Source organism: Streptomyces sp. NPDC034086 (assembly GCF_055575515.1).
Map to the genome: position 1 here is coordinate 639,832 of NZ_JBVISM010000002.1, position 24,894 is coordinate 664,725.

Below are 24,894 nucleotides of genomic sequence, written 5' to 3' on the forward strand. Positions count from 1 at the left end.
CGGCGGTGTGCGCGCGGGCGTACTAGCGGCTCTGCTGGGCCGGGACGCCGCGGGTCACCGGCTCGTCGTCGATGGGGGAGCCGGCGGCCGCCACCGCGGCACCCGTCAGCGTCGCCAGCATCTCGCGGACGTTGGTCAGCTGCGCGTTGATGGAGTCGCGGCGGTTGGTGAGCGCGGCCAGCTCGCGCTCGGACTCGCTGCGGATGCGGTCGGCCTTGGCGTTGGCGTCGGCCACGATGTCCTCGGCCTGGCGCTGCGCGGTCTCCACCGTCTGGCGGGCCCGGCGCTCGGCGTCCGTACGCAGCTTCTCGGCCTCCAGGCGCAGCTGCTCGGCGCGGTGCTCGATCTCGGCGAGGCGCTTCTCGGCCTTCTGCTGACGCGAGGCCAGGTCGCGCTCGGACTGCTCACGGCGCTTGGCCAGGTTGGTCTCGAAGTCCGCGGCGGCCTGGGCGGCCTTGGCGCGGGTCTCCTCGAAGAGGGCGTCGGCCTCCTCGCGCTTGGAGGCGGCGTCCTTCTGGGCCTCGGCGCGCAGGGTGGCGGCGTCCCCCTTCGCCTTCTCGACGATGCGGACGCCCTCGTCCTCCGCCTTCGACTTGCGGTCCGCCGCGAACGACTCGGCGTCGTTGCGCACCTGCTGGGCCGCCGACTCGGCCAGCTCACGGTGCTGCTCGGCCGCGCGACGGGCCTCCTCGCGCAGGTCCTTCGCCTCCTCCTCGGCCAGCCGCAGGATCTTCTCGACCCGGGCGCCGAGACCGGCGTACGACGGCTCCGCGTCGCTCACCTGGGCCTGGGCGTTCTGCGTCTCGAGGTGCAGCTCCTCGATCCGCTTTTCCAGAGAGTTGATACGTCCTAGGGCGCTGTCGCGGTCGGAGACCAGCTTGGTAATGCGGTCGTCCACCTGACCGCGGTCGTAACCACGCCGCACGAGCTCGAAGCCGAAGGGGGAGGAAGTGTCGCTCATGGGGTTCCTGTCGAATGAGACCGATGAGGTGCTACGTGAGGTGTTAAGGGGAATCCTAGGCGCCAGGGCGGCGTGTCATCGAGTCAATCCGGGTTTGCCCTGGACAATGACACCCCTTTTGAGTGGCAAGGCGGCGGAATGCTTGTCACTCGTCCGCCTGAACCTCCCTCAGAAGCACACATCCTGTCTTCTGACTACCCCTCTGACGCCTTACCACTCGAACGAGTGGAACCCGCTGTTGCGCCGGCCCTCACGCCCCCCGCGCCCTGGCCACCCACAGCGGGCTTTCCGCCACCCGAAGGTGCCTCGAAAGACTCCAACGCCTCAAGAACGTCCTGGACACGGGAGATCTCCGCCTGAATGTCCTCGCGCCTGCGCACCAGCACCTCCAGCTCACGACGGCCCTCGTCGACCAGCCGCTCCGCCTCCGCCTTCGCCTCCGCGAGGACGCTCTCCGCCTGCCGCGCCAGCTCCGCCTTCTTCGTCTCGGCCTCCTTGAGCAGCGCCTCGGCCTTGCGCACGGCCGCGATGCGGACCTTGCTCGCCTCGCTGCTCGCGTCCGACACCAGCTCCTTGGCCTTGGCCTCGGCGGCGGCGCTCTGCTCGGTCGCCGCGCGGACCAGCTTGTCCACGCGCTCGCCGGCCGACTTCATCTGCTCGGCCGACTCCCGGCGGGCCCGCTCGTGCAGCTCCTCCACCTCGGACTCGACGCGGGCACGCAGCTCCTCCGCCCGCTCCCTTATGGCGGCCGCGTCCGTACGCGCCCCGACCAGCAGTTCGTCGGCGTCCGTCCGGGCCTTCTCCACCACGGAGTTGCCCTCGACGGTCGCCTCCGACGTGATGCGCGCGGCCTCCTTGCGGGCGGCGTCGACCATCGCGTCGGCCTGCTCCTCGGCCGCCGTCGTGGCGGCCAGCGCCTGACGGCCCGCGTCCGCGGTGAGCCGGTCGGCCTCGGCCGCCGCCTCCGTGATGAGCCGGTCCACCTGCTCCGCCGCCTCGGTACGCCGCTTGTTGGCCTCCTCGCGGGCCTCGTCCAGCAGCCGCTCGGACTCCGTACGGGCCTCCGTGCGGGTGCGCTCGGCCTCGGTGGCCGCATCCGCCTTGAGGCGCTCCGCCTCGGACCGGGTGCGCGTCGCGTGCTCCTGCGCCGAGGACAGCGCCTCGGCCGCCTCCGCGCGCAGCCGCTCCGCCTCCGCGGCCGCCTCGCCGACCGTGCGCTCGTTGTCCTTGCGGGTCCGCTCGGTGAGCTTGTCCGCCTCGGACGCCGCCTCGGTGATGAGCCGGTCCGCCTGCTCGGCGGCCTCGGTGCGCAGCCGGTTGCCCTCGGCGCGCGCTTCGTCCAGCGTCTGCTCGGCGTCCCGCTCGGCGGCCGCCAGGGTCTCGGCGGCCGCGGCCGTGACGCGCTCCGCCTCCGCGGTGGCCTCGCCGATGATCCGGCCGCCCTCGGTGCGGGCCTCGTCCAGCGTCCGCGCGGCCTCCGCGACGAGCCGGTCCGCCTCGGCCGCGGCCTCGCCGACCGTCCGCTCGTTGGCCGCGCGGGTCTCCTCGATGAGCCGGTCGCCCTCCGCGCGGGAGTCCACCAGGATCCGCGCCGAGTCCCGCTCCGCCGCCGCCAGGGTGTCGGCCGCCTGCGCCTTCAGGGCCTCCGCCCGCGCCCGGGCGTCCTCCAGGACCCGTGCCGCCTCGGCCGTCAGACGCTCCGCCTCCGCGGCCGCCTCGCCGACCGTGCGCTCGTTGTCCTCGCGGGTCCGCTCGGTGAGCCTGTCCGCCTCGGACGCCGCCTCGGTGATGAGCCGGTCCGCCTGCTCGGCGGCCTCGGTGCGCAGCCGGTTCGCCTCGGCGCGCGCCTCGTCCAGGGTGCCCGCCGCCTCGGCGCGGGCGGCGTCCGCCGCCTCGGCGGCCTCGGCGGTGAGCCGCTCCGCCTCCGTCCGGGCGTCGGCGACGGTCGCCGCGTTCGCCGCGAGGGTCTCCTCGGTGAGGCGCTCCGCCTCGGCCTCGGCCTCGGCCACGATCCGGGAGCCCTCGGCGCGCGAGGCCTCCAGGGACTCCGCCGCCTCGCCGCGGATCCGGTTCGCGTCGTCGCGGGCGTCCGCGCGGGTCCGCGCCGCGTCCCGCTCGGACGCCGCCAGCGCGTCCGACGCCTCCGTGCGCACCCGCTGCGCGTACTCGGCCGTGTCGGCCCGCAGCTGCTCGGCCTCCGCGATCGCGTCGCCGACGGTCCGTGCCGCCAGCTCCTTCGCCGCGTCCGTCTCGACGCGGGCCTCGCTGCGCACCCGCGCGGCGTCCTCGGCCGCGCGCTCGCGCTCCGCGTGGGCGTCCGCGCGGACCCGGTCCGCCTCCTGCTCCGCCTCGGTGCGCGTACGCTCCGCCGCGTGCTCGGCCGCGCTGCGCAGGCCGGCGATCTCCTCCTCGGCCTGCTCGTGCATCCCGGCCACGGAGTCCCGTACCTGCTGGGCGGTGGCCTCGGCCGCCGCGACCAGCTCCGCCGCGCGGCGCTCCGCCTCCTCGGTCAGGCGGGCCGCCTCGGCCTGCGCCTCCTCCGAGCGCTTGCGGGCCTGCGCCAGCAGCTCCTCGTTCTGCTCACGGGCCTGGGCCCGCTCGTTGCCCGCGTCCGTCCGGGCCGCCGACAGGGTTTCCTCGGCCTCCCGGCGACGCCGCGCGGCCTCCTCCTGGGCGGCGGCGAGGGCCTCGGCGGCCTCCGCGGCGACCCGCTCGGCCGCCGCCTTCGCCTCGGCGCGCAGCCGGTCCGCGGTCTCCTGCGCCTCGGTGCGGACCCGCTCGGACTCGGCCTCCGCCTCGGCGCGCAGCCGTACGGAGACCAGCTCGGCCTCCGCGCGGACCCGGCCGGCGTCCTGCGCGGCCTCGGCGCGCAGCTGCTCGGACTCCGCCTCCGACTGGGCCTGGAGGGTGCGGATCCGCTCCGCCGCCTCGGCGCGCAGCCGGTCGTTCTCCTCGGTGGTCTCCTTGCGGATGTTCTCCGCCGCCAGGCGGGACTCGCGCAGCGTCTGCTCCGCCGACGTCAGCCGGGCCTCGGCGTCCGCCTGCAGCCGGGCCAGCTCGGCCTCGGCCTCGGCCCGCTTCGCCGCCAGGGCCTGCTCGGTCTCCTCGCGGCGCGCCCGCAGGGCGGCGTCCGTCTCGGCGGCCAGGGCCTCCGCCCGCTCCTCGGCCTCCGCGCGCAGCCGTTCGGCCTCGGCGCGGGTGCGCTCCAGGGTCTCCTCCGCCTGCCGGCGCAGGGTGGTGGCCCGCTCCACGGCCTCGGCGCGGACCCGCTCGCTCTCGGCCGTGGCCCCGCCGCGCAGTTCGTCGGCGTCCGACTTGGCCTTGCCCAGCAATTCCTCGGCGGTCCGGGCCGCCTCTTCGATCTGCTGCACCGCCTCGCGGCGGGCCTCGCCGCGGATCCGCTCGCCCTCGGCGACGGCCTCCGCGCGCAGCTGCTCGGCCTCGCCGCGCAGCCGCCGCGCCTCCTCCTGGAGTTCGACGGTGCGGGCCCGGTACTCCTCGGTGTCGTCCTTCGCGGCGCCCTTGAGCTCGGCGGCCGTGGCCGCGGCCTGGGCGCGCAGCCGCTCGGCCTCCGCCTCGGCCTCGCGGCGGATCCGCTCGGCCTCCTCGGACGCGGCGCGGGTCGTCGCCCGGGCGTCCTCCGAGGCCTTGTTCAGCACGTCCTCGGCGGTGCGGGCCGCCTTCGCCAGCTGCGCCGCGGTGTCCTCGGCGGCGGCCGCACGGGCCTGCTCGCCGGCCTCGGCGCGCAGCCGCTCCGCCTCGGCGCGGGCATCGGCCAGCGCCTGCTCGGCCTCGGCCTTGAGCGCCTCGGCCTCCTTCGTGGCCTCGCCGACCAGCCGGGCGACCTGCTCCTTTGCGGTGCGGGTGCGCTGCTCGTTGACGGACTCCGCCGAGGCGAGCTGCCGGGCGGCGCTCTCCTTGGCCTCCGCGAGGAGCTTCTCCGCCTCGGCCCGGGCCGCGCGCAGGGCGCCGTCGGCTTCCTGGACCCGCGCCTCGGCCACCCGGCCGAGGTCCATGGTCTGCTGCCGGGTCTGCTCGGCCTCGGCGGTGGTGGTGGTGCGCAGCCGCTCGGCGTGCTCGGTGGCCTCCTGCGCCTGTGCGGAGGCGGCGGCCAGCAGCCGCTCGGCCTCCTTGCGGGCGCGCAGCAGTGCCGACTCGGCCTCGGCGCGCGCGGCCTCCGCGTCGGCGGCGAGCCGGCGGCGGGCCTCCTCGGCGGTGCGGGCGGCCTCGGCGCGGGCGGCGTTCAGCGCCTGCTCGGCCTCGGCGCGGGACTCCTCCAGGAGCCGGCGGGCCTGGGCCTCCGTACGGGCGCGCAGCTGCTCGGCCCAGGCGACGTTCTCGTTGACGTGCGCCTCGACCGTCTGGCGGCGCTCGTTGAGCTCCTGGTCCAGGCGCTGGCGCCGGTTGACGGCCTCGGCGTGCAGCTCGGCCTGGAGGCGCGCCTGGTGCTCGGCGTGCTCCTGGAGGATCCGCTGGGTCTGCGCCCGGGCGTCGCGCAGCTCGCGCTCGGCGTCGGACCGCATCTGGTCGGCCTGCACCTGGGCGTTGCGCAGCAGCTGCTCCGCCTGGTAGCCCATGTCCGCGCCGTCGTAGGCGGGGCGGGAAGCGAGCGCGCGGCGCACCTCATGCAGCTTGGCGCGCAGCACCTCGACCTGGTAGCCGAGGTCCTCGGCGTGCTGGACGGCCTTCCCGCGCTCCTTCTTCAGCCGCTCCATCTCGGCTTCGAAGCGCGAGAGGTGGTCGGCTTCGGCCTGATGGCTCTCCTGGCTTTCGTAGCCCCGCACAGCGCGGTCCCATCCGTCCCCTGGTCGCAAGCTCACTCCCAATTGAGCATCGCTCGCCCGCTGAACGACGCCCCCGGGGAAATGGTGTCAGATGTCGGGGCAGGGCTAGCAGGCCCCGACCCCGTTCCGCACCGAACCCCGGCCGAGCCATGGCCACTCTACCGGCCGGGGAATGGGGACATCAGTGCTCAGGGTTGGAGGTGACCAGTTCGGTGAGGACTCCGTGGCAGTCCTTGGGGTGCAGGAAGGTGATCCGGGAGCCCATGGAACCGGTGCGGGGCTCGTCGTAGAGGACGCGGACACCCTTGCCGCGGATGGCCTGCGCGTCGCCGTCGACGTCCTCGGTGCCGAAGGCGATGTGGTGCACGCCCTCGCCGTTCTTGGCCAGCCACTTCGCCACCGTGGAGTCCTCGCGGGTGGGCTCCAGGAGCTGGAGGTAGGAGGCCCCGCCGTCGGAGGTCCCGTTGATCTTGAGCATGGCTTCGCGGACGCCCTGCTCCTCGTTGACCTCGGTGTGGAACACCTCGAACCCGTACGTGGCACGGTAGAACTCGACGGTCTTGTCCAGGTCGAAGCAGGCGATCCCGATGTGGTCGATTCTTGTCAGCATGGGACCAGTGCACCGCCCGGGCGGGGTGTCACGCAACGTGCCAGCGATCACACCGACTGCCCGGTGACGGGGCGGGTACCGCTCAGTACATTCGGGTAAACCCTCGTTCACTCCTCATCTCAAGGGGCTGTGCCTCATGTCCGGAACGAACAACACCACCTCAGTGATCGTCGCCGGGGCCCGCACGCCCATGGGGCGGCTGCTCGGCTCGCTGAAGTCCTTCTCCGGCGCCGACCTCGGCGGCTTCGCCATCAAGTCCGCCATCGAGCGGGCCGGGATCTCCGGCGACCAGGTCCAGTACGTGATCATGGGCCAGGTGCTCCAGGCCGGCGCGGGCCAGATCCCCGCCCGCCAGGCCGCCGTCAAGGCCGGCATCCCCATGAACGTGCCCGCCCTCACCATCAACAAGGTGTGCCTCTCGGGCCTCGACGCCATCGCGCTGGCCGACCAGCTCATCCGGGCGGGGGAGTTCGACATCGTGGTCGCGGGCGGCCAGGAGTCGATGACCAACGCCCCGCACCTGCTGCCGAAGTCCCGCGAGGGCTACAAGTACGGTGCGATCGAGATGCTGGACGCGATGGCCCACGACGGCCTGACCGACGCCTTCGAGAACATCGCGATGGGCGAGTCCACGGAGAAGCACAACACCCGTCTGGGCATCGAGCGCGCCCCGCAGGACGAGTTCGCCGCCGCCTCCCACCAGCGGGCCGCCGCCGCGCAGAAGAACGGCGTCTTCGAGGCCGAGATCACCCCCGTCGAGATCCCGCAGCGCAAGGGCGAGCCGGTCGTCTTCGCGGCCGACGAGGGCATCCGCCCCGAGACCACGGTGGAGTCCCTGGCCAAGCTGCGCCCGGCGTTCGCCAAGGACGGCACCATCACCGCCGGCACCTCCTCGCAGATCTCCGACGGCGCCGCCGCCGTCGTGGTGATGAGCAAGGCCAAGGCCGAGGAGCTGGGCCTGGAGTGGCTCGCCGAGATCGGCGCCCACGGCAACGTGGCCGGCCCGGACAACTCCCTCCAGTCGCAGCCCTCGAACGCGATCCTGCACGCCCTGAAGAAGGACGGCCTGGAGGTCTCGGACCTGGACCTCATCGAGATCAACGAGGCCTTCGCGGCGGTCGCCGTGCAGTCAATGAAGGACCTCGGCGTGACCCCGGAAAAGGTGAACGTCAACGGCGGCGCCATTGCCCTGGGCCACCCGATCGGCATGTCCGGTGCCCGCGTGGTGCTCCACCTGGCGCTGGAGCTCAAGCGCCGTGGCGGCGGGACCGGCGCGGCCGCCCTCTGCGGCGGCGGCGGCCAGGGCGACGCCCTCGTGATCCGCGTTCCGAAGGCGTAGGTGCCCGTATGGCGACGGTGGACGTCCCCACGCTGGTGGCACAGGCCCGCGAGGGCCGGCCGCGGGCCGTGGCCCGGCTGATCTCACTGGTCGAGGGGGCGTCCCCGCACCTGCGCGAGGTGATGGCCGCCCTGGCACCGCTGACGGGCGGCGCGTACGTGGTCGGGCTGACCGGTTCCCCGGGAGTCGGCAAGTCGACCTCGACCTCGGCCCTGGTCTCGGCCTACCGCGGCGCGGGCAAGCGGGTCGGCGTGCTCGCGGTCGACCCGTCCTCGCCCTTCTCGGGCGGGGCGCTGCTCGGCGACCGGGTCCGGATGTCGGACCACGCCTCCGACCCGGGGGTCTACATCCGCTCCATGGCCACGCGGGGGCACCTGGGCGGTCTCGCCTGGGCGGCGCCGCAGGCGATCCGGGTGCTGGACGCGGCCGGCTGCGACGTGATCCTGGTCGAGACGGTCGGCGTCGGCCAGTCCGAGGTGGAGATCGCCTCGCAGGCCGACACCTCGGTGGTGCTGCTGGCCCCGGGCATGGGCGACGGGATCCAGGCCGCGAAGGCGGGCATCCTCGAGATCGGCGACGTGTACGTGGTGAACAAGGCCGACCGGGACGGCGCGGACGCCACCGCCCGGGAGCTGAACCACATGCTGGGCCTGGGGGAGACCCGGGGGCCCGGTGACTGGCGGCCGCCGATCGTCAAGACGGTCGCGGCGCGCGGGAAGGGCATCGACGAGCTGGTCGAGGCGCTGGAGAAGCACCGGGCCTGGATGGACGAGCGCGGGGTGCTGGCCGAGCGCCGGGCGGCGCGGGCGGCGCGGGAGGTGGAGACCATCGCGATCACCGCACTGCGGGGACGCCTGGCCGACCTGCGCGGCGACGCGCACCTGGACGCGCTCGCGGGCCGGGTGGCGGCCGGCGAGCTGGATCCGTACGCGGCCGCGGACGCGCTGCTGGAGAGCCTGACCGAGGGCTGACCGGCCCGGAGACGGCGGGGACGGGGGCGCCGCGCGCGGCGCCCCCGTCCGGTGTGTCCGTTCCGCGGGGTCAGTGGTCCTCGCCGTCCTGCTTGGCGGAGATGACCTTCCCGGTCATGCTGTCGACGTGGACGTTCTGGGTCTTGTCGCCGGACGTCTTGACCTCGACGTCCCAGTAGGGGGCGCGCCCGTCGTCATCGTCGTCGTCCCAGTTCACGGACCAGGCCTGGCCCGGATGTGCCGCGACGGCCGTCTTCATGGCCTGCTGGGCGGTGACCTTCGCGGCGAGCAGGGCGGCGTCGCCGGCGCGGTCCTCCTCGTCACGGTCCTTCGCGGCGTCGGTCTCCTCGTGGGTGACGGCGCCGCTGCCCACGTTCACCTCGACGTCGGTGTGGCTGCCGTCCTTGCCGATCACGCCGACCTTCCAGACGTCGTCGTCGCGGTCGATCGACTCGATGACGCCCGGGTGCGCCTTCAGTGCCGCTTCGGCGGCCTTCTCCGCGGTCGCGTCCACCCGGACCGGGGCGGACGCCGGGACGGTTCGCGGCGTTCCGGCGGCCAGGGCGGCCGACGCGGCGCCGACGGGGGCCGCCACCATCAGGACGACGGACGCGGCTGCGGAAACGTACAGGGTGCGCTTCATGGGACCTCCTCAGGCCGGCCGTGGCGCCTGCGGTTGCCCTGCGGGCGATCGGGCCGGCAGCGAGCGTTCCCGTCCATTGTGCGGTCGTCCGCCCGGCACGGCACGCCGGGCGGACGGAGCTCAGATCTTGCCGCGGTTGCCGCGCAGGTGCTCCGCGACGGGACGCAGCGAATCGCGCAGCGCCTGGAGGGCCTCCGGCGGCAGCAGGTCGATGAAGTGCTCCCGTACGGACGCCACGTGGTGCGGGGCGACCTTGCGCATGGTCTCCATGCCCTCGTCCGTGAGGACCGCGTACAGGCCGCGGCGGTCGGACTCGCAGTTCACCCGGCGGACCAGGCCCGCGGTCTCCATGCGGGTGATCTGGTGGGAGAGCCGGCTCTTGGACTGGAGCGTGGCGGTGGCCAGGTCGCTCATGCGCATCCGCAGGCCTTCCGACTCCGAGAGGTTCACGAGGATCTCGTAGTCGTTGATGGTGAGTCCGAAGGGCTGGAGATCCTTTTCCAGCTGGTGCATCAGCAGTTTGCTGACGTCCAGGTGGGTGCGCCAGGCGCACTGTTCGGCGTCGGTCAGCCAGCGGGTGGCCGTCTCGGTCTCCATCGTCTCCATGAAAGAACTCTACCTAAGAAGTTGAATTACGTACAAAAATAGGAAGATCGGCTCGGTCAACGCGCCCCCAGGGGCATCACAGCCCGAACCGACGCTGGAGATCACCCAGCTGGCCCGGCATCCGCGGCACGCCCAGCGGGCTCTGGCCGGCCCCCGGAACGCCCTGGGCGTTGCCCGTGGCCGCCCCGGCGCCCACCGCGCCGACCGACTGCTCCGCCATCAGCAGCTCCGTCGACTGCAGCAGCACCGTGCCCGCCCCGACGAACTCGAACTGGTGCTCCTCGCCCGAGGTGCCGCCGATGCCCGTCAGCGAGCGGAGGCCGCCCATCACGCCCGACATGTAGCCGTGGTCGTAGTGGTGGCAGGGCGAGGGGCAGTCGGCCCAGCCCACCAGCGCCTGCGGGTCCACGCGCAGCGGCGGCTCCATGAACACCACCGGACCGTTGGACGCCGCGACGAACTTCCCGGTTCCGATCAGCGTCAGGAAGCCCGGCACGATCGACTGCTTGAGGGCGAGCGAGGGCTCGTACGCCAGCAGGTTCCCCGACCGGATGGTCAGGTTGCCGTCGTCCAGGTCGTACGAGTTCACGTCGAAGGCCCGGTCGGCCAGCAGCATCTTGCCCTGACCCTCGGCCACCACCCAGTCACCGGCGTGCAGCGGCGAATGGAAGCTGGTGCGCAGCAACCGGTCGAAGCGGCCGCTGCCGATGCCGTTGAACTCGATGCGCCCGTAGTAGGCGATCATCTTGCCCTTCTGCAGGAACCACTGGCTCCCCTTGAGCTCCACGCAGAAGGTGTACGCGTTCACGTTGTCGTCGGACGGCAGGCTGTGCGGATCGAACACCGTCGGGCCGCCGGGGCCCGGGTTCACGGGGCCAAAGTTCACAGCTTCTCCTCCGAGGCCTGTACGAACACGGCTCCCTGGCCGGACAGCTCCAGCTGGAACGCCTCGCCCGAGCCGCGCCCCACCATGTCCCGCCAGCCGAGCGCGGTGGAGAGCTTGTTCCTGACGTCCCCATGGTGGGCCACGTACGCCTGGGGGTCGACGTGCACCGGCCGGTTCGGGGTGATGGGGAGCTCGATGACTCCGCCGTGGGCCATCACGGCGACCGCGCCGTGGCCCTTCAGGGTGGTGGTGAACAGGCCCTGGCCGGTCACCTGGCCGCGCACCATCCCCATGACGCCGCCCTGCGAGCCCATGAACATGGTGCCCTGCTGGAGCGTGCCGTCGAAGGCCAGCAGCCGGTCGGCCTCGACGTAGAGGGTCTCGCCCGAGAGGTTGATCACCTGGATGTGGTGGCCGCCGTGGCCGAACATCACGGTGCCGCTGCCCTCGACCGTCATCAGCGGGGTCTGCTCGTTCGCCACCCGGCGCCCGATCATGCCCATGACCCCGCCCTGGCCGCCGGTGATGCTCGGGGTGAAGGAGACCTCGCCCCGGTAGGCGAGCATCGCGCCGCGCTGGCTGTACATCTTCTGGCCGGGAACCACCTGTGCCTCGACCATCTTCGAGTTGATCTCGCGGAACGGCATCAGACGTCACCCCCGACGGTGTTGCGCTCGCTGGGCTGGACGTACACCAGGCCCTCGCCCTCGAAGCGGATCTGGAACGCCTCGCCGGAGCCCTCGCCGATCAGGGTGCGGAAGTTCACCCCGGACTGGAAGGACTGCCGGAGGTCGCCGGTGTGCGCGATGTACGCCCCCGGGTCGACCGAGAGCGGGTACTGGGCGCTGACGCGCAGCACCACCGCCGGCCCGTCGGACATGATCGCCGCCTGGCCGGAGCCCTCGACGGTCGTCGTGAAGAGCCCGTTGCCCGTGGTGGCGCCGCGCAGACCGGTGAAGGTCGTGCCGGTGCGCAGTCCGGCGTCGGTGCACAGCAGGTTGCTGGACTCGACGTAGAGCTTCTCGCCGCGCAGGCTGACGAGGTTGATCTCGCTCGCGCGGTCGGCGAAGTAGCAGGTGCCGTGCCCCTGCACCTCCATCACGGTCATCTGTTCGCCGGTCAGCCGGCGGGTCACCATTCCGCGGAGGCCTTCGCCGCCGCCGGTCATCTTCTTGAAGGCCATCTGACCGTCGTACGCGACCATGGCGCCGTTCTTCGCTTTCACGGCGTCACCGGTCAGGTCGACGGCGAGCACCTTGCTGCCTTGGAGTCTGAACTGAGCCACGGGGACGAAGGTATCGGCACCGGGCGGGGGCGAACAGGGCCCCGAGGACGATATCCGCCACAATCGCCGGGCTTCGGCGGATCCCGGGCCCCGCGGAAAGATCGCGGAGAGCGGCTGAGACACTGGACCGACCCCAGGTACCCGGCCCCGAAGGTTCCACGTGGACATCAAGACCGCTTCCGCCCTGCACCGGCTGCGCCTCATCTCCGTCCCGGAGGCGCTGTCGTTCCCGGCCCTGCTGATCTTCGGCTCGCTGCTGAGCCGGGTATCGGACATCGACTACCTGATGATGCCGCTGGGCATCCTGCACGGCATCCTCTTCGTCATCTACGCGGTCTTCCTGCTGGACGTCTGGAACAAGGCGAAGTGGCCGGTCAAGAAGGTCGCCCTGTTCTTCGTGCTGGCGCTGCTGCCCTTCGGCGGCCTGTACGGCGACAAGCTGCTCAAGCGCGACGAGGCCGACGGCGTCATCGCCGCCCGCGCGCGCCAGGCGGCGGACGCGTGATCGTCGCGTTCTCGGTGACCCCGCTGGGGGTCGGCGAAGAGGTCGGCGCGTACGTGGCCGAAGCGGTCCGCGTCGTGCGCGAGTCGGGGCTGCCGAACCGCACCGACGCCATGTTCACCACCGTCGAGGGCGAGTGGGACGAGGTCATGGACGTGGTGCGCCGCGCCTTGGCCGCCGTGGAGGCCCGGGCACCGCGGGTCTCCTTCATCCTCAAGGCCGACATCCGGCCCGGCGTCACCGACGGCATCACCTCGAAGGTGGAGACGGTGGAGCGGCACCTCTCCGGAGCCTGAACCGCCGCCCGCCGCCCGCCGCCCGCCGCCCGCCGCCCGCCGCGTCCTGCGCGGAGAGCGCCCCCGCGCCGGCCGCGGGTCAGCCCGTGGGCGTGCCGCCCGAGACCAGGGCGGTCCCCAGCGGGGTGCGCTCGTACAGGACCTGGTGGCCTTGGCGGCACGGCAGCAGCAGCCCCGCCGCCCGCAGCGCCGTCAGGTGCGCCGACACCGTCGAGGGGGCCAGGCCCCGCCGGTGCGCGAGCGCCGTGGTCGAGGCGGGCTCGCGCAGGGCACACAGCACCTCCGCCCGGGTCCGCCCCAGCAGCCCCGCCAGGGCGCGCGGGGCCGGACCGGCCGACGCCGCCCACAGGGCGCCGATGCCGCGGGCCGGATACACCAGTGTCGGCTGCCACGGGGGGTCGTAGCCGCCGACCGCCTCCGGCCAGATGAACGCGCTGGGCATGAGCAGCAGTCCCTGCCCGCCCAGCTCGCGGTCGTGGCGGGACGGCCGCTCGAGGGTCAGGGTCTGGTCCTCCCCGGACCACCGCAGGTCCGGGTGGAGCCCGTCGAACAGGGCCTGGAGCCCGCCCGCCGCCAGCCGGCGCGAGTGGAACAGCACGTCGGCCTCCAGCAGGGCCCGCAGCCGCGGCCAGTGCGGGGCGATCAGCACCTCCCAGGCCCGCTCGTACAGATCGGCCAGCTCCCGCACCGCCCGGGCCGGGTCCGCCAGCATCCGGCGCCCCATGTCGCTCTCGGCCGCCCCCGGGGTGCACACCAGGGCCCTGCGCAGGTCCTCGCGCGCGGCGTCCGGGTCACCGGCCGCCGCCCGCACCCGGTCCAGCTCCTCCCCGAAGGTGACGGACGGCCCGGCCGGGGGAGGGCTGAGCAGGTCCGGGTTGTGCCCCGCGCGCGGCATCAGCAGCCACAGCGGCCGCAGGTCCAGACCGGCCGCGGCGGACCGGATCCCGCTCAGCCAGGGCAGGTGGTACGCCTGCCGCCGCGGCCGCAGCAGGACCCTCACGGCCTCCTGCGTCTCCCAGCGCGGGGAGATCGCGAACCGGCACCGGAGCAGGTCGGCCGGTCCGAAGCGGAAGTGGAACGCCATGCGGTGCCGCCTCCGGGCCGGCCTCGGATTCGGGCGGGACCGAATCTCTCGGCCCGCCAGCCTAGTCCCGGGAGGCTGCCGGCATGCCGACCGACAACCAAGCCCCCGCCGCCGCCGCAACCGGCTACCGGCCCGTGTTCCGCGTCCGCGAGTTCCGTGCCGTCTTCGCCGCCCACCTGTTCTCGCTCCTCGGCGTCGTCATCGCCGAGATCTCCCTCACCGTCCTCGTCTACCGGGCCACCGGCTCGCCCCTGATGAGCGCCCTCACCTTCGCCCTCGGCTTCCTCCCCCACGCCCTCGGCGGCACCTTCCTCGCCCCGCTCGCCGACCGGTACCCCGCCCGCCGGGTACTCGTCGGCTGCGACCTGCTCTGCGCCGGCTGCGCGGCGGCCATGGTCTGGCCGGGGACGCCGGTCGCCGGGATCCTCGTACTCCGCTGCGCCATGGCCTTCGTCGCGCCCCTCTTCCAGGGCGCCCGCAGCGCTTCCCTGGCGGACGTCGTCGGGACCGGCGAGGCCTTCGTACTCGGCCGCTCACTGCTGCGCATGGTCGCCCAGAGCGCCCAGCTCGTGGGCTTCGGCCTCGGCGGCCTGCTGCTGGCCGCCGTGTCCCCGCGCACCGCGCTCGCGCTGACCGCCACCGGGTTCCTGGCCTCCGCGCTGCTGCTGCGCCTGGGCACCCGGGCCCGGCCCGCCCGCGCCGCCGGCTGCGCGGCCGGCGTACGGGAATCCCCGCTCGGCGGGCTGCGCGCCCTCCTCGGGGAGCGCCGGCTGCGCGCGCTCACCCTGCTGTGCTGGCTGCCGCCCGCCTTCGCCGTCGTCCCGGAGGCGCTGCTCACCCCCTACGCCGAGGACGCCGGGGCGGGGACCGTCACCCTCGGGGTGCTGATGTGCGCGCTGCCCGTCGGCACCGTCGCGGGGGAACTCTGGGCCGGTGCGGCGCTCACCGCCCGAACGCGTTCGCGGATCACGGCCCCGCTGGCCGCCACGGCCCTGCTCCCGCTGCTGCTGTTCGCCCTCCGTCCCGGCCCGGCCGTGGTCCTCGTGGTGCTGCTGGCGGCGGGGCTGGCGCACGCCCACACCCTCGGGCTCGACCGGATGTACGTGGATGCCGTACCCGACGAGCTGCGCGGACGGGCGATGACGCTGCTGAGCACCGGGCTGATGACCTTCCAGGGCGTCGGCATGGCGCTCGCCGGGGCCGCCGCCGAGTTCCTCCCGGCGCACGTGGTGGTCGCCGGCGCCGGGCTGCTCGGCACGGCGGTCGCCGTCACGCTCCTCGCCGTGCTCCGGCGGCCGAGGGATGAGACGGGACCCGCGGTCAAATGACCGCCCGGTAGGGTCTGGTGGGTGCCCAAGCCGCTCAGCCTTCCCTTCGACCCCATCGCCCGCGCCGACGAGCTCTGGCGGCAGCGCTGGGGCCCCGTGCCGTCCATGGCGGCGATCACCTCCATCATGCGCGCGCACCAGATCCTGCTCGCCGAGGTGGACGCGGTGGTGAAGCCCTACGGGCTCACCTTCGCCCGGTACGAGGCGCTCGTGCTGCTGACCTTCTCCCAGGCGGGGGAGCTGCCGATGTCGAAGATCGGCGAGCGCCTGATGGTCCACCCGACCTCGGTGACGAACACCGTGGACCGGCTGGTGAGGTCCGGCCTGGTGGACAAGCGCCCCAATCCGCAGGACGGCCGCGGCACGCTCGCGTCGATCACCGCCAAGGGCCGGGAGGTCGTCGAGGCGGCGACCGAGGACCTGATGGCGATCGACTTCGGCCTCGGCGTGTACGACGCGGAGGAGTGCGCGGAGATCTTCGCGCTGCTGCGCCCGCTGCGGGTGGCCGCCGCGGACTTCGAGGAGAACTGAGGCACCCGGACCCGGGGCCGCGTCAAGATCGCGCAAAACGGACGGTTACGCTCGACGGCATGAAACGAAGCGTGCTGACCCGCTACCGCGTCATGGCCTACGTGACCGCGGTCATGCTCCTGATCCTCTGTGCCTGCATGGTGGCTAAGTACGGCTTCGACACCGGGGCCGGCCTGACCCTCGCGGTCTCGCAGGTCCACGGCGTGCTGTTCATGATCTACCTCGTCTTCGCCTTCGACCTGGGCTCCAAGGCGAAGTGGCCCTTCGGCAAGCTGCTGTGGGTGCTGGTGTCGGGGACCATCCCGCTGGCCGCCTTCTTCGTCGAGCGCGGCATTCGCGCCGAGGTCGAGCCGCTGGTCAGCGACGGTCTGGCGACCGCGAAGGCCTGAGCCGGGGCCCGGGCGGAGGACCGCGCGGGGCCTCGGCGAAGGCCCCGGCCCGGCCTGGGCCCGCCTCGGGCTCCGATGGAGCCGAGCCCCCCGGGGAGACTCCCCGGGGTTTCCCATCGACATTTACTAGGACGTCCTAGTAAATTCACGGGTATGGACGCTGACGCCATCGAGGAGGGCCGCCGTCGCTGGCAGGCCCGGTACGACAAGGCCCGCAAGCGCGAGGCCGATTTCACGACGCTCTCCGGAGATGACGTCGACCCCGTCTACGGGCCCCGCCCGGGCGACTCGTACGAGGGGTTCGAGCGCATCGGCTGGCCCGGGGAGTACCCGTTCACCCGCGGTCTGCACGCCACCGGCTACCGCGGCCGGACCTGGACCATCCGCCAGTTCGCCGGCTTCGGCAACGCCGAGCAGACCAACGAGCGCTACAAGATGATCCTGGCCGCCGGCGGCGGCGGGCTCTCCGTCGCCTTCGACATGCCGACCCTGATGGGGCGCGACTCCGACGACCCGCGCTCGCTCGGAGAAGTGGGCCACTGCGGCGTCGCCATAGACTCGGCCGCCGACATGGAGGTCCTCTTCAAGGACATCCCGCTGGGCGACGTCACCACCTCGATGACCATCAGCGGCCCCGCCGTGCCCGCCTTCTGCATGTACCTGGTCGCCGCCGAGCGCCAGGGCGTCGACCCGGCCGTGCTCAACGGCACGCTCCAGACGGACATCTTCAAGGAGTACATCGCCCAGAAGGAGTGGCTCTTCGAACCCGAGCCGCACCTGCGCCTCATCGGCGACCTCATGGAGTACTGCGCGAACGGCATCCCCGCCTACAAGCCGCTCTCCGTCTCCGGCTACCACATCCGCGAGGCCGGGGCGACGGCCGCGCAGGAACTCGCCTACACGCTGGCCGACGGCTTCGGCTACGTGGAACTCGGTCTCTCCCGCGGCCTGGACGTGGACCACTTCGCCTCCGGCCTCTCCTTCTTCTTCGACGCGCACCTCGACTTCTTCGAGGAGATCGCCAAGTTCCGCGCCGCCCGCCGCATCTGGGCCCGCTGGATGAAGGAGGTCTACGGGGCGAAGTCGGACAAGGCCATGTGGCTGCGCTTCCACACCCAGACGGCGGGCGTCTCCCTCACCGCGCAGCAGCCGTACAACAACGTCGTGCGCACCGCCGTCGAGGCCCTCGCCGCCGTCCTCGGCGGCACCAACTCCCTGCACACCAACGCCCTCGACGAGACCCTCGCCCTCCCCAGCGAGCAGGCCGCCGAGATCGCGCTGCGCACGCAGCAGGTGCTCATGGAGGAGACCGGCGTCGCCAACGTGGCCGACCCGCTGGGCGGTTCCTGGTACGTCGAGCAGCTCACCGACCGCATCGAGGCCGACGCCGAGAAGATCTTCGAGCAGATCAAGGAACGCGGCCTGCGCGCCCACCCCGACGGCCGGCACCCCATCGGCCCCATCACCTCCGGCATCCTGCGCGGCATCGAGGACGGCTGGTTCACGGGCGAGATCGCCGAGTCGGCCTTCCAGTACCAGCGCTCGCTGGAGAAGGGCGACAAGCGGGTCGTCGGCGTCAACGTCCACCACGGCTCCGTCACCGGCGACCTGGAGATCCTCCGGGTCAGCCACGAGGTGGAGCGCGAGCAGGTCCGCGTCCTCGCCGCCCGCAAGGAGCGCCGCGACGACGCCAGGGTGACGGCCGCGCTGAAGGCGATGCTGGACGCCGCCCGGGACGGGTCGAACATGATCCCCGCCATGCTGGACGCGGTACGCGCCGAGGCCACGCTCGGCGAGATCTGCAACGTCCTGCGCGACGAGTGGGGCGTCTACACCGAGCCCCCGGGCTTCTAGGGGTTCCGGGAGAGGCCGGCCGTACCCGCCCGCGAGGTGGCGGCTACGGCCGGCCTCCCTCCTTTCCGGGGTGCGCCGCACCGCGTATTCAGGCGGGGGCCGCGCCCTGGAGGCCGTGCATCAGGAGGGCGGTGAAGGCGGCCGCCCACCCTTCGTCCACCGGCTCGCAGCTCACCAGCGCCCGGTGCACCACCGTGCCCGCGATCACGTCGAAGATCAGGTCGGTGGTCTGCGCGGCCAGCGAGACGTCCTCCTCGGGGGGAAGCTCGCCCCGGGCCCGGGCCCGTTCGCGGCCCAGTACGACGAGACGTTTCTGCCGGTCCACGATCGCCGACCGGATCCGGTCCCGCAGCGCCTCGTCCCGGGTCGACTCCGCGACCACGGCCATCAGGGCCGTACGGGCCTCCGGGCGCCGCAGCAGCCGCGCGAACTGGAGCACCACGTCCTCGACGTCGGCTTCGAGCGAGCCCCGGTCCGGGAGTTCCAGCGCGTCGAAGAGCTCCGCGACCGCGTCCACGACCAGCTCGTTCTTGCCCGCCCAGCGCCGGTAGAGGGTGGTCTTCGCGACGCCGGCGCGCGCCGAGACGTCCCCCATCGTCAGCTTCGACCAGCCCAGCTCCACCAGCGCGTCCCGGGTCGCCGCGAGGATCGCGGCGTCCGCCGCCGCGCTGCGGGGGCGGCCGGTGCGGCCGTGCGGGGCGCTGGCGCCGGGGCTGGGGTTGCGCATGGCCGAGACCATACCCGTCGGTAGGGGAACCGGCGGGGACCCTTTCGGTGTGGTTCAGATCACGGGGCGCGCGGCCGCCGGGGGAGTTACGCTACGGCTCGTAGCGTAAGAGCGGCAACCACGCGAAGCTACTGGCGCCAGGTGGGGACCCGGCGCCGCACACGCACGACGGACCACGCACAACGACGACGCACAACGAACAACGCGGGACGATCTTTCGGGATCCTTTTCGCCGGCGCGCGCACACGGGGGAGGATGTACGCATGCAGCCCAGAAACATGTCCATGAGCGGCGTCGTCGACCTCGCCGCTGTGAAGGCGGCCGGCGAGGCCAAGGCCAAGGCCGAGCAGGCGCGCAAGGACGCGGCCCGACAGGCCGGCGGCGGCGCTCCCGGCGCGCCCGGCGGTGCCGTACCGGCGTCCGCCCTCGTCTTCGACGTAGCCGAGGCGGGCTTCGAGCGTGACGTGATCCAGCTTTCCCACGAGGTCCCGGTCGTCCTCGACTTCTGGGCCGAGTGGTGCGAGCCGTGCAAGCAGCTCGGCCCGCTGCTGGAGCGCCTCACCGTCGAGGCCGCCGGCCGCTTCGTCCTGGCGAAGATCGACGTCGAAGCCAACCAGACGCTGATGCAGCAGTTCGGCATCCAGGGGATCCCGGCCGTCTTCGCCGTGGTCGCCGGCCAGGTGCTGCCGCTGTTCCAGGGCGCGGCCCCCGAGCAGCAGATCCGCGAGACCCTCGGCCAGCTCGTCCAGGTCGCCGAGGAGCGCTTCGGCCTCGTCGGCCTCCAGGTCGACCCCGGCGCCGAGGGCGCCCCGGCGGCCCCCGCCGAGGTGCCGGCCGGTCCGTACGACGCGCTGCTCGAGGCGGCGGTCGTGGCGCTGGACGCGGGTGACCTGGGCGGCGCCGTGCAGGCGTACAAGAACGTCCTGGCCGACGACCCGGGCAACACCGAGGCGAAGCTGGGCCTGGCGCAGGCCGAGCTGCTGTCCCGGGTGCAGCACATGGACCCGCAGGCGGTGCGCGCCGAGGCGGCCGCGAACCCCAAGGACCCGGCCGCGCAGATGGCCGCGGCCGATCTGGACCTGGCGGGCGGGCACGTGGCCGACGCCTTCTCCCGCCTGGTGGACACCGTGCGGGTCACCTTCGGTGACGAGCGGGACGCCGTACGGGTCCGGCTGCTGGAGCTGTTCGAGGTGATCGGGGCGGACGACCCGCGGGTCTCGGCGGCCCGTACCGCACTGGCCCGGGTGCTCTTCTAGCCGTACTCCGGTGGCGTCCGCCGCCCCCGGCGATTTGTTGACACGGAGATAAACAACGGCCGCGCTTTGCCAAATCTTGGCAATCGCGGCCGCTGTTACTCGCAGTAAACCGAACCCCGTGAACTGTCCGGTTGTTCGCTCTTCCTCCCATCTGTCGTGGCCCTGGGTGACACCCAGCGTGCCCGTGCGACGGCACCCGGCAAGACTCCGGTTATCCAGCCGTTACCCGCCAGTAACGACACCCCTTGTGCCCCGGCCGGGAATGCACCACGATCGGCGACGCTCGGTCCTTCCCGCAGAGCCGCTCACCCGGAACCGCGGCGGAGGGTCCCCACCGGGCCGGCCGGTGACAGTGGCACCGGCCGTGGACAGGGGGGTCTCCGCCACACCGGCGGAGCCTGTCCTCCAGGTTGCGCGAACGCGTGGCCCAGTGGTTGTCGCTCGGGGGTGAACGCCGGTGTACGGACGCGGCTGCGCCGCGGCCCGGCCGCCTGCGCTCCTTCCCGAGGACGTAGCACTTCTCCCATCCCAGGACGGGCCTCCCGGCCCGGACCGGAGATGTACGTCCGAGAAGGAGGAACAAGATGAGTTCTCAGGTGCGTGGCGGAACCAGATGGAAGCGCTTCGCGCTCGTCATGGTGCCGAGCATCGCGGCCACCGCCGCGGTCGGTGTGGGTCTGGCGCAGGGCGCCCTGGCGGCGTCCTTCAGCGTCTCGGGCCAGGACTTCAAGGTGTCGGCCGACCAGCTGGTCGGTGACAACCTGCTCCAGTACGGCAGTCTGGCCGAGGGGCACCAGCTCGGCTCCAAGGAGAAGACCAAGCACCCGGTCACGATCTCCGGCTTCAGCCGTGCGGAGATCACCAACATGTGCCAGTCGCTGGTGACGCCGACTCCGATCGGCGCCATCACCCTGCAGCTGCGCACGGGCAACAAGGGCCGTCCGGCCGTCGCGGAGAACATCTACCTCGACGTCGCCGAGCTGGACGCGGACGCCAAGTTCGAGCAGCTCGACATCGGTGTCGCGGTCGGCGACGAGAGCCACACCATCACCAAGCCGGTCCCCGGCACGGTGGCCGACGGCGGTCTGTTCTCGCAGCGGGCCAAGAAGGCCACGCTGACGAACGTCCGCCAGAAGGCGTGGGCGACGACGGCGGGCACCTTCACGCTGCCCGACCTCAAGCTGCGCCTGCTCAGCGGCAACCAGCCGTGCTACCAGGACGAGAAGTAATCCCGTCCCGGACGTGACCGGCCGGCCGGGCGCGCGGCGGCAGCCGTCGCCGCGCGCCCGGCCGGGCTCCACAGAGTTCTCCGTACCACCGTTTCCAGGGAGCTGTTGTCCATGAACCCCCAGGCCCCGGTTCACGCCGCAGACGATCACTGGCTCACTGTCCTGCGCCACCGCTTCCGTGCCTGGCGAGGTGCCCGTCCTTTCTGGGCCGGACTGTTCACGCTCCTTGGCGGAGTGCCGATCATCTACTTCCCGTTCGCGGACATCCGGCTGGCCAACGTGAGCCTCGCGATCGCGACGACCTCGGGATCCGTGTCGCTGATCCTCGGCGTCCTGCTGATCACGCTGGGCCTCGGCCTCTGGTTCCAGCAGGGCATCCGCGTCTTCGCGGGTGTCGCCGCGATCCTGCTGGCCCTGGTGTCGATCCCGAAGTCCAACCTCGGCGGCTTCTTCATCGGTTTCCTCACCTCCATGATCGGCGGATGCCTCGCGCTGGCCTGGGCGCCGGGTGCTCCGGCGGAGGAGGAAGAGCCCGAGCGGCCCGAGGCGCAGGAGGCGGACCCGTTCGACGGATTCCCGGGGCCCCGCGACACGGAAACGGCGTACGCGACCGAGACGACTGCCCACGCCGATGGCGGGAGGAACAGTGCGGGGTGATGAGACGCAGCGGGGCGTGACCCCCGGAGCGGAGTCCCGTGAGAGAAGGGGGCCGCGCCACGCGGCGCCCAGGAAGTCGCTGCTGAACAAGCTCCAGATACCCGTCGGCAAGACGATGGCGCTGGCGGCGATGCCGACGGCCGTGTTCGTCGGGATGGGCATGGCCCCGAAGCTGGCACTCGCCGACGAGAAGGACATCCCCTTCGCCCCCGGCCCGTGCGTGACCCGCTCCGACGAGCCGTCGCCCGGTCCCTCGACGTCCACCTCGGGCTCGCCGTCGCCTTCGGCCTCGGCGTCGCCCTCGGCCGGTGCGAGCCCCTCGCCGGGCGCGAGCAAACTCCCGAAGCCGGCGGTCAGCCCCTCGGCGTCCCCGTCGGCCCAGCAGCCCGAGGTCCCGAAGACGCCGAAGCAGCCGTCGACGAGCGCCTCCCCGTCCCCCTCGGCCACGGCCACGGCCCCGGCCACGAAGCCGGCCAACCCGCTGGACCCGCTGGGCGTCGGCGACGCCCTCAAGGGCCTCGTGGACAGCCTCGGCAGGCCCCTCCAGGGCGCGACGAAGCCGGCCACCCCGGCTCCCGCGCCCACCACGTCCGCCCCGTCCGCCCCGGCCACGGGCCCCGCCGCCGACGCCATCCGCGACGCGGCGAAGAAGGCCGGCGCCACGGTCGAGGAACTGCCCCAGGACGTCAAGGACACGGCCACCAAGCCGAAGGACGAGACGGGCAAGACGACCGGGGACGCGGAGAAGGACGGGGACAAGGCCTCGCCGAGCCCCTCCCCGACGACGTCGGCGACGGCGGACCCGGACGGGAAGCAGCCCTTCCCCTGCCCGACCTTCGACGCCGAGGCCTTCGCCAACGCCAAGCTGGAGCCGGGGATCCCGCTCCTGCCGGACGAGCCCTGGTACCTGGACAGCTCGCTGCTGACCCTCTACGGCCTCGACTACGAGGGCATCGTGGAGGTGAAGACGGCGGGCGGCAAGGTCAAGAAGGTCCTGAAGTTCACGGCGGACTCGCTGGACATCAAGGACCTCTACCAGACCGTCGGCAAGGGCCCGAACGTCGCCCACCTCAAGTCGCGCCCGGGCTCCACGTCCAAGATCCGCGACGGCAAGGTGACGATGTACACGGAGAGCCTCAAGGGCAACCTCTTCGGGCTCATCCCGATCGAGTTCACCCCGAACACCCCGCCGCCCCTGAACGTCCCCTTCGCGTTCTTCACGAACGTCAAGGTCGTCCAGGCCGGCCAGTTCGGCGGCGACCTCACCGTCCCGGGCCTGAAGAACTACATCGGCCCGCCGGAGTAACGGCCGGCCCGGACGTGCCGGTGGCCCGCACCCCCTCAGGGTGCGGGCCACCGTGCGTGGTGCGCGGGGCTAGGAATCCGCCGCCGGTCCGGCGGGCGGGTCCAGGTGCGGGGCGGAAGCACCGAGGGCGGCACCCCGGGGGTCCCGGGGTGCCGCCCTCGGTCTCTGTGCGGCAGAGTCAGGCGGCCGGTGTCAGGGCTCAGGCGCCCGCGGCCGTGTCGCCCAGGTGGTGGACGCGGACCATGTTGGTCGTGCCCGGGACGCCGGGGGGCGAGCCGGCCGTGATGATCATGGTGTCGCCGGTGTTGAAGCGCTGGAGCTTCAGCACCTCGCCGTCCACCAGGTCGACCATCGCGTCGGTGGTGTCCACGTGCGGGACGATGGCCGACTCGACGCCCCAGCTCAGGGTGAGCTGGTTGCGGGTGTTCACGTCGGTCGTGAAGGCCAGGATCGGCTGGGTGGCGCGGTAGCGCGACAGGCGGCGGGCGGTGTCGCCGGACTGGGTGAAGGCGACCAGGGCCTTGCCGTCGAGGAAGTCGGCGATCTCGCAGGCCGCGCGGGCGACGGAGCCGCCCTGGGTACGCGGCTTCTTGCCCGGGACCAGCGGCTGGAGGCCCTTGGAGAGGAGCTCCTCCTCGGCCGCCGTCACGATCTTCGACATCGTCTTGACGGTCTCGATCGGGTACGCGCCGACCGAGGACTCGGCGGACAGCATGACCGCGTCGGCGCCGTCGAGGATGGCGTTGGCGACGTCGGAGGCCTCCGCGCGGGTCGGGCGGGAGTTGGTGATCATCGATTCCATCATCTGGGTCGCGACGATCACCGGCTTGGCGTTGCGGCGGCACATCTCGATGAGCCGCTTCTGGACCATCGGCACCTTCTCGAGCGGGTACTCGACGGCCAGGTCGCCGCGGGCCACCATGACCGCGTCGAAGGCCGCGACCACGGCCTCCATGTTCTCGACCGCCTGCGGCTTCTCCACCTTGGCGATGACGGGGACCCGGCGGCCCTCCTCGTCCATGACGCGGTGGACGTCCTTGACGTCGTTGGCGTCGCGGACGAAGGAGAGGGCGACCATGTCGCAGCCCATCCGCAGGGCGAAGCGCAGGTCGTCGACGTCCTTCTCCGACAGGGCGGGGACGTTCACGGCGGCACCCGGCAGGTTGATGCCCTTGTGGTCCGAGATGACACCGCCCTCGATGACGATGGTCTTGACCCGCGGGCCCTCGACCTCGGTCACCCGGAGCTCGACGTTGCCGTCGTTGATCAGGATCTGGTCGCCCTTGGCGACGTCGCCCGGGAGGCCCTTGTAGGTGGTGCCGCAGATGGACTTGTCGCCCGGGACGTCCTCGGTGGTGATGGTGAACTCGTCACCGCGCACCAGCTCGACGGGACCCTCGGCGAAGGTCTCCAGGCGGATCTTGGGGCCCTGGAGGTCGGCGAGGACGCCGACGGCGCGCCCGGTGTCCTCGGAGACCTTCCGGACGCGGTCGTACCGCTCCTGGTGTTCTGCCTGGGATCCGTGGCTGAAGTTGAATCGGGCCACGTTCATGCCTGCCTCGATGAGCGCTTTCAGCTGCTCATACGAGTCGACGGCGGGGCCCAGCGTGCAGACGATTTTGGAACGGCGCATGAAGCGGATCCTATCCG

23 protein-coding genes are annotated in these 24,894 nt (G+C 72.6%); 12 read left to right on the top strand and 11 right to left on the bottom strand.

What is annotated here, in order from left to right:
- Nucleotides 1-22: 22 nt before the first annotated feature.
- The 3 genes from ACZ514_RS08370 to mce form a co-directional block, all read right to left on the bottom strand.
- Nucleotides 23-961 (bottom strand): coiled-coil domain-containing protein, encoded by a 939-nt coding sequence (locus tag ACZ514_RS08370; protein ID WP_042811317.1) that lies wholly within the window; start codon nucleotides 959-961, stop codon nucleotides 23-25.
- A gap of 194 nt (nucleotides 962-1,155) precedes the next feature.
- Nucleotides 1,156-5,745 carry a polarized growth protein Scy gene (gene scy, locus ACZ514_RS08375; RefSeq protein ID WP_469124376.1) on the bottom strand — a complete coding sequence of 1,530 codons (4,590 nt, stop codon included), beginning with the start codon at nucleotides 5,743-5,745 and terminating at the stop codon, nucleotides 1,156-1,158.
- 181 nt (nucleotides 5,746-5,926) lie between these two features.
- Nucleotides 5,927-6,355: a methylmalonyl-CoA epimerase gene (mce, locus tag ACZ514_RS08380; protein WP_468166313.1), complete on the bottom strand. Its 429-nt coding sequence runs from the start codon at nucleotides 6,353-6,355 to the stop codon at nucleotides 5,927-5,929.
- A 136-nt stretch (nucleotides 6,356-6,491) separates the two neighbouring features.
- Here mce and ACZ514_RS08385 point away from each other — a divergent pair, with 136 nt between their 5' ends.
- Both ACZ514_RS08385 and meaB read left to right on the top strand, forming a co-directional pair.
- Nucleotides 6,492-7,694: an acetyl-CoA C-acetyltransferase gene (locus tag ACZ514_RS08385; protein ID WP_468166315.1), complete on the top strand. Its 1,203-nt coding sequence runs from the start codon at nucleotides 6,492-6,494 to the stop codon at nucleotides 7,692-7,694.
- A gap of 8 nt (nucleotides 7,695-7,702) precedes the next feature.
- Nucleotides 7,703-8,665, top strand: coding sequence for a methylmalonyl Co-A mutase-associated GTPase MeaB (meaB, locus tag ACZ514_RS08390; protein ID WP_468166317.1), 963 nt, complete (start codon nucleotides 7,703-7,705; stop codon nucleotides 8,663-8,665).
- Nucleotides 8,666-8,735: 70 nt separating this feature from the next.
- Here meaB and ACZ514_RS08395 read toward each other — a convergent pair whose 3' ends face one another.
- From ACZ514_RS08395 to ACZ514_RS08415, 5 genes are all read right to left on the bottom strand, one after another.
- On the bottom strand, nucleotides 8,736-9,308 hold the full coding sequence (locus ACZ514_RS08395; RefSeq protein WP_469124377.1) for a PepSY domain-containing protein: 573 nt from the start codon (nucleotides 9,306-9,308) through the stop codon (nucleotides 8,736-8,738).
- A 120-nt stretch (nucleotides 9,309-9,428) separates the two neighbouring features.
- A complete protein-coding gene (locus ACZ514_RS08400; protein ID WP_388940005.1) occupies nucleotides 9,429-9,905 on the bottom strand; it encodes a MarR family winged helix-turn-helix transcriptional regulator in 477 nt (158 codons plus the stop codon).
- A gap of 85 nt (nucleotides 9,906-9,990) precedes the next feature.
- The gene (locus tag ACZ514_RS08405; protein ID WP_469124378.1) at nucleotides 9,991-10,800 is read right to left on the bottom strand and encodes an AIM24 family protein; all 810 of its coding nucleotides are present in this window, start codon (nucleotides 10,798-10,800) and stop codon (nucleotides 9,991-9,993) included.
- Nucleotides 10,797-11,447 carry an AIM24 family protein gene (locus tag ACZ514_RS08410; RefSeq protein WP_388939781.1) on the bottom strand — a complete coding sequence of 217 codons (651 nt, stop codon included), beginning with the start codon at nucleotides 11,445-11,447 and terminating at the stop codon, nucleotides 10,797-10,799. The genes ACZ514_RS08405 and ACZ514_RS08410 overlap by 4 nt, the downstream gene beginning before the upstream one ends.
- On the bottom strand, nucleotides 11,447-12,085 hold the full coding sequence (locus tag ACZ514_RS08415) for an AIM24 family protein (protein ID WP_468166321.1): 639 nt from the start codon (nucleotides 12,083-12,085) through the stop codon (nucleotides 11,447-11,449). Before ACZ514_RS08415 ends, ACZ514_RS08410 begins: the two co-directional genes overlap by 1 nt.
- Before the next feature lie 160 nt (nucleotides 12,086-12,245).
- Between ACZ514_RS08415 and ACZ514_RS08420 the strand changes: the two genes are divergently transcribed.
- The gene (locus tag ACZ514_RS08420) at nucleotides 12,246-12,590 is read left to right on the top strand and encodes a DUF3817 domain-containing protein (RefSeq protein ID WP_468166323.1); all 345 of its coding nucleotides are present in this window, start codon (nucleotides 12,246-12,248) and stop codon (nucleotides 12,588-12,590) included.
- Entirely contained in the window at nucleotides 12,587-12,883 is a 297-nt protein-coding gene (locus ACZ514_RS08425) for an MTH1187 family thiamine-binding protein (RefSeq protein WP_469124379.1), read from the top strand. Before ACZ514_RS08420 ends, ACZ514_RS08425 begins: the two co-directional genes overlap by 4 nt.
- Before the next feature lie 79 nt (nucleotides 12,884-12,962).
- On the opposite strand, the gene ACZ514_RS08430 is transcribed toward ACZ514_RS08425, so the two are convergent.
- Nucleotides 12,963-13,967, bottom strand: a complete 1,005-nt coding sequence (locus tag ACZ514_RS08430; RefSeq protein WP_469124380.1) for an ArsR/SmtB family transcription factor — start codon at nucleotides 13,965-13,967, stop codon at nucleotides 12,963-12,965.
- 83 nt (nucleotides 13,968-14,050) lie between these two features.
- Between ACZ514_RS08430 and ACZ514_RS08435 the strand changes: the two genes are divergently transcribed.
- From ACZ514_RS08435 to ACZ514_RS08450, 4 genes are all read left to right on the top strand, one after another.
- On the top strand, nucleotides 14,051-15,295 hold the full coding sequence (locus ACZ514_RS08435) for an MFS transporter (protein ID WP_469124381.1): 1,245 nt from the start codon (nucleotides 14,051-14,053) through the stop codon (nucleotides 15,293-15,295).
- Nucleotides 15,296-15,316: 21 nt separating this feature from the next.
- The gene (locus ACZ514_RS08440) at nucleotides 15,317-15,826 is read left to right on the top strand and encodes a MarR family winged helix-turn-helix transcriptional regulator (RefSeq protein ID WP_468166329.1); all 510 of its coding nucleotides are present in this window, start codon (nucleotides 15,317-15,319) and stop codon (nucleotides 15,824-15,826) included.
- 59 nt (nucleotides 15,827-15,885) lie between these two features.
- Nucleotides 15,886-16,215, top strand: coding sequence for a DUF3817 domain-containing protein (locus ACZ514_RS08445; protein ID WP_468166331.1), 330 nt, complete (start codon nucleotides 15,886-15,888; stop codon nucleotides 16,213-16,215).
- Nucleotides 16,216-16,368: 153 nt separating this feature from the next.
- The gene (locus tag ACZ514_RS08450) at nucleotides 16,369-18,069 is read left to right on the top strand and encodes an acyl-CoA mutase large subunit family protein (RefSeq protein ID WP_468166333.1); all 1,701 of its coding nucleotides are present in this window, start codon (nucleotides 16,369-16,371) and stop codon (nucleotides 18,067-18,069) included.
- An 88-nt stretch (nucleotides 18,070-18,157) separates the two neighbouring features.
- Here ACZ514_RS08450 and ACZ514_RS08455 read toward each other — a convergent pair whose 3' ends face one another.
- Nucleotides 18,158-18,796 carry a TetR/AcrR family transcriptional regulator gene (locus ACZ514_RS08455; protein ID WP_468695900.1) on the bottom strand — a complete coding sequence of 213 codons (639 nt, stop codon included), beginning with the start codon at nucleotides 18,794-18,796 and terminating at the stop codon, nucleotides 18,158-18,160.
- Between the two features lie 263 nt (nucleotides 18,797-19,059).
- Here ACZ514_RS08455 and ACZ514_RS08460 point away from each other — a divergent pair, with 263 nt between their 5' ends.
- The 4 genes from ACZ514_RS08460 to ACZ514_RS08475 all read left to right on the top strand — a co-directional run bounded on the left by ACZ514_RS08460 (nucleotide 19,060) and on the right by ACZ514_RS08475 (nucleotide 23,244).
- A complete protein-coding gene (locus ACZ514_RS08460) occupies nucleotides 19,060-20,052 on the top strand; it encodes a tetratricopeptide repeat protein (protein WP_468166337.1) in 993 nt (330 codons plus the stop codon).
- A gap of 584 nt (nucleotides 20,053-20,636) precedes the next feature.
- On the top strand, nucleotides 20,637-21,281 hold the full coding sequence (locus ACZ514_RS08465; RefSeq protein WP_468166339.1) for a DUF6230 family protein: 645 nt from the start codon (nucleotides 20,637-20,639) through the stop codon (nucleotides 21,279-21,281).
- 111 nt (nucleotides 21,282-21,392) lie between these two features.
- Entirely contained in the window at nucleotides 21,393-21,938 is a 546-nt protein-coding gene (locus tag ACZ514_RS08470; RefSeq protein WP_468166341.1) for a DUF6114 domain-containing protein, read from the top strand.
- Entirely contained in the window at nucleotides 21,928-23,244 is a 1,317-nt protein-coding gene (locus ACZ514_RS08475; RefSeq protein ID WP_469124382.1) for a hypothetical protein, read from the top strand. The genes ACZ514_RS08470 and ACZ514_RS08475 overlap by 11 nt, the downstream gene beginning before the upstream one ends.
- A 199-nt stretch (nucleotides 23,245-23,443) precedes the next feature.
- On the opposite strand, the gene pyk is transcribed toward ACZ514_RS08475, so the two are convergent.
- Nucleotides 23,444-24,877, bottom strand: coding sequence for a pyruvate kinase (pyk, locus tag ACZ514_RS08480; protein ID WP_468166345.1), 1,434 nt, complete (start codon nucleotides 24,875-24,877; stop codon nucleotides 23,444-23,446).
- Between the last annotated feature and the right edge of the window lie 17 nt (nucleotides 24,878-24,894).

Excerpts from the sequence above, each read along its gene's own strand:
- ACZ514_RS08370 (WP_042811317.1), bottom strand. The coding sequence starts at position 961 with ATGAGCGACACTTCCTCCCCCTTCGGCTTCGAGCTCGTGCGGCGTGGT.
- mce (WP_468166313.1), bottom strand. The coding sequence starts at position 6,355 with ATGCTGACAAGAATCGACCACATCGGGATCGCCTGCTTCGACCTGGAC.
- ACZ514_RS08385 (WP_468166315.1), top strand. The coding sequence starts at position 6,492 with ATGTCCGGAACGAACAACACCACCTCAGTGATCGTCGCCGGGGCCCGC.
- meaB (WP_468166317.1), top strand. The coding sequence starts at position 7,703 with ATGGCGACGGTGGACGTCCCCACGCTGGTGGCACAGGCCCGCGAGGGC.
- ACZ514_RS08395 (WP_469124377.1), bottom strand. The coding sequence starts at position 9,308 with ATGAAGCGCACCCTGTACGTTTCCGCAGCCGCGTCCGTCGTCCTGATG.
- ACZ514_RS08400 (WP_388940005.1), bottom strand. The coding sequence starts at position 9,905 with ATGGAGACCGAGACGGCCACCCGCTGGCTGACCGACGCCGAACAGTGC.
- ACZ514_RS08410 (WP_388939781.1), bottom strand. The coding sequence starts at position 11,447 with ATGCCGTTCCGCGAGATCAACTCGAAGATGGTCGAGGCACAGGTGGTT.
- ACZ514_RS08430 (WP_469124380.1), bottom strand. The coding sequence starts at position 13,967 with ATGGCGTTCCACTTCCGCTTCGGACCGGCCGACCTGCTCCGGTGCCGG.
- ACZ514_RS08435 (WP_469124381.1), top strand. The coding sequence starts at position 14,051 with ATGCCGACCGACAACCAAGCCCCCGCCGCCGCCGCAACCGGCTACCGG.
- ACZ514_RS08445 (WP_468166331.1), top strand. The coding sequence starts at position 15,886 with ATGAAACGAAGCGTGCTGACCCGCTACCGCGTCATGGCCTACGTGACC.
- ACZ514_RS08450 (WP_468166333.1), top strand. The coding sequence starts at position 16,369 with ATGGACGCTGACGCCATCGAGGAGGGCCGCCGTCGCTGGCAGGCCCGG.
- ACZ514_RS08455 (WP_468695900.1), bottom strand. The coding sequence starts at position 18,796 with ATGCGCAACCCCAGCCCCGGCGCCAGCGCCCCGCACGGCCGCACCGGC.
- ACZ514_RS08460 (WP_468166337.1), top strand. The coding sequence starts at position 19,060 with ATGCAGCCCAGAAACATGTCCATGAGCGGCGTCGTCGACCTCGCCGCT.
- ACZ514_RS08465 (WP_468166339.1), top strand. The coding sequence starts at position 20,637 with ATGAGTTCTCAGGTGCGTGGCGGAACCAGATGGAAGCGCTTCGCGCTC.
- ACZ514_RS08470 (WP_468166341.1), top strand. The coding sequence starts at position 21,393 with ATGAACCCCCAGGCCCCGGTTCACGCCGCAGACGATCACTGGCTCACT.
- pyk (WP_468166345.1), bottom strand. The coding sequence starts at position 24,877 with ATGCGCCGTTCCAAAATCGTCTGCACGCTGGGCCCCGCCGTCGACTCG.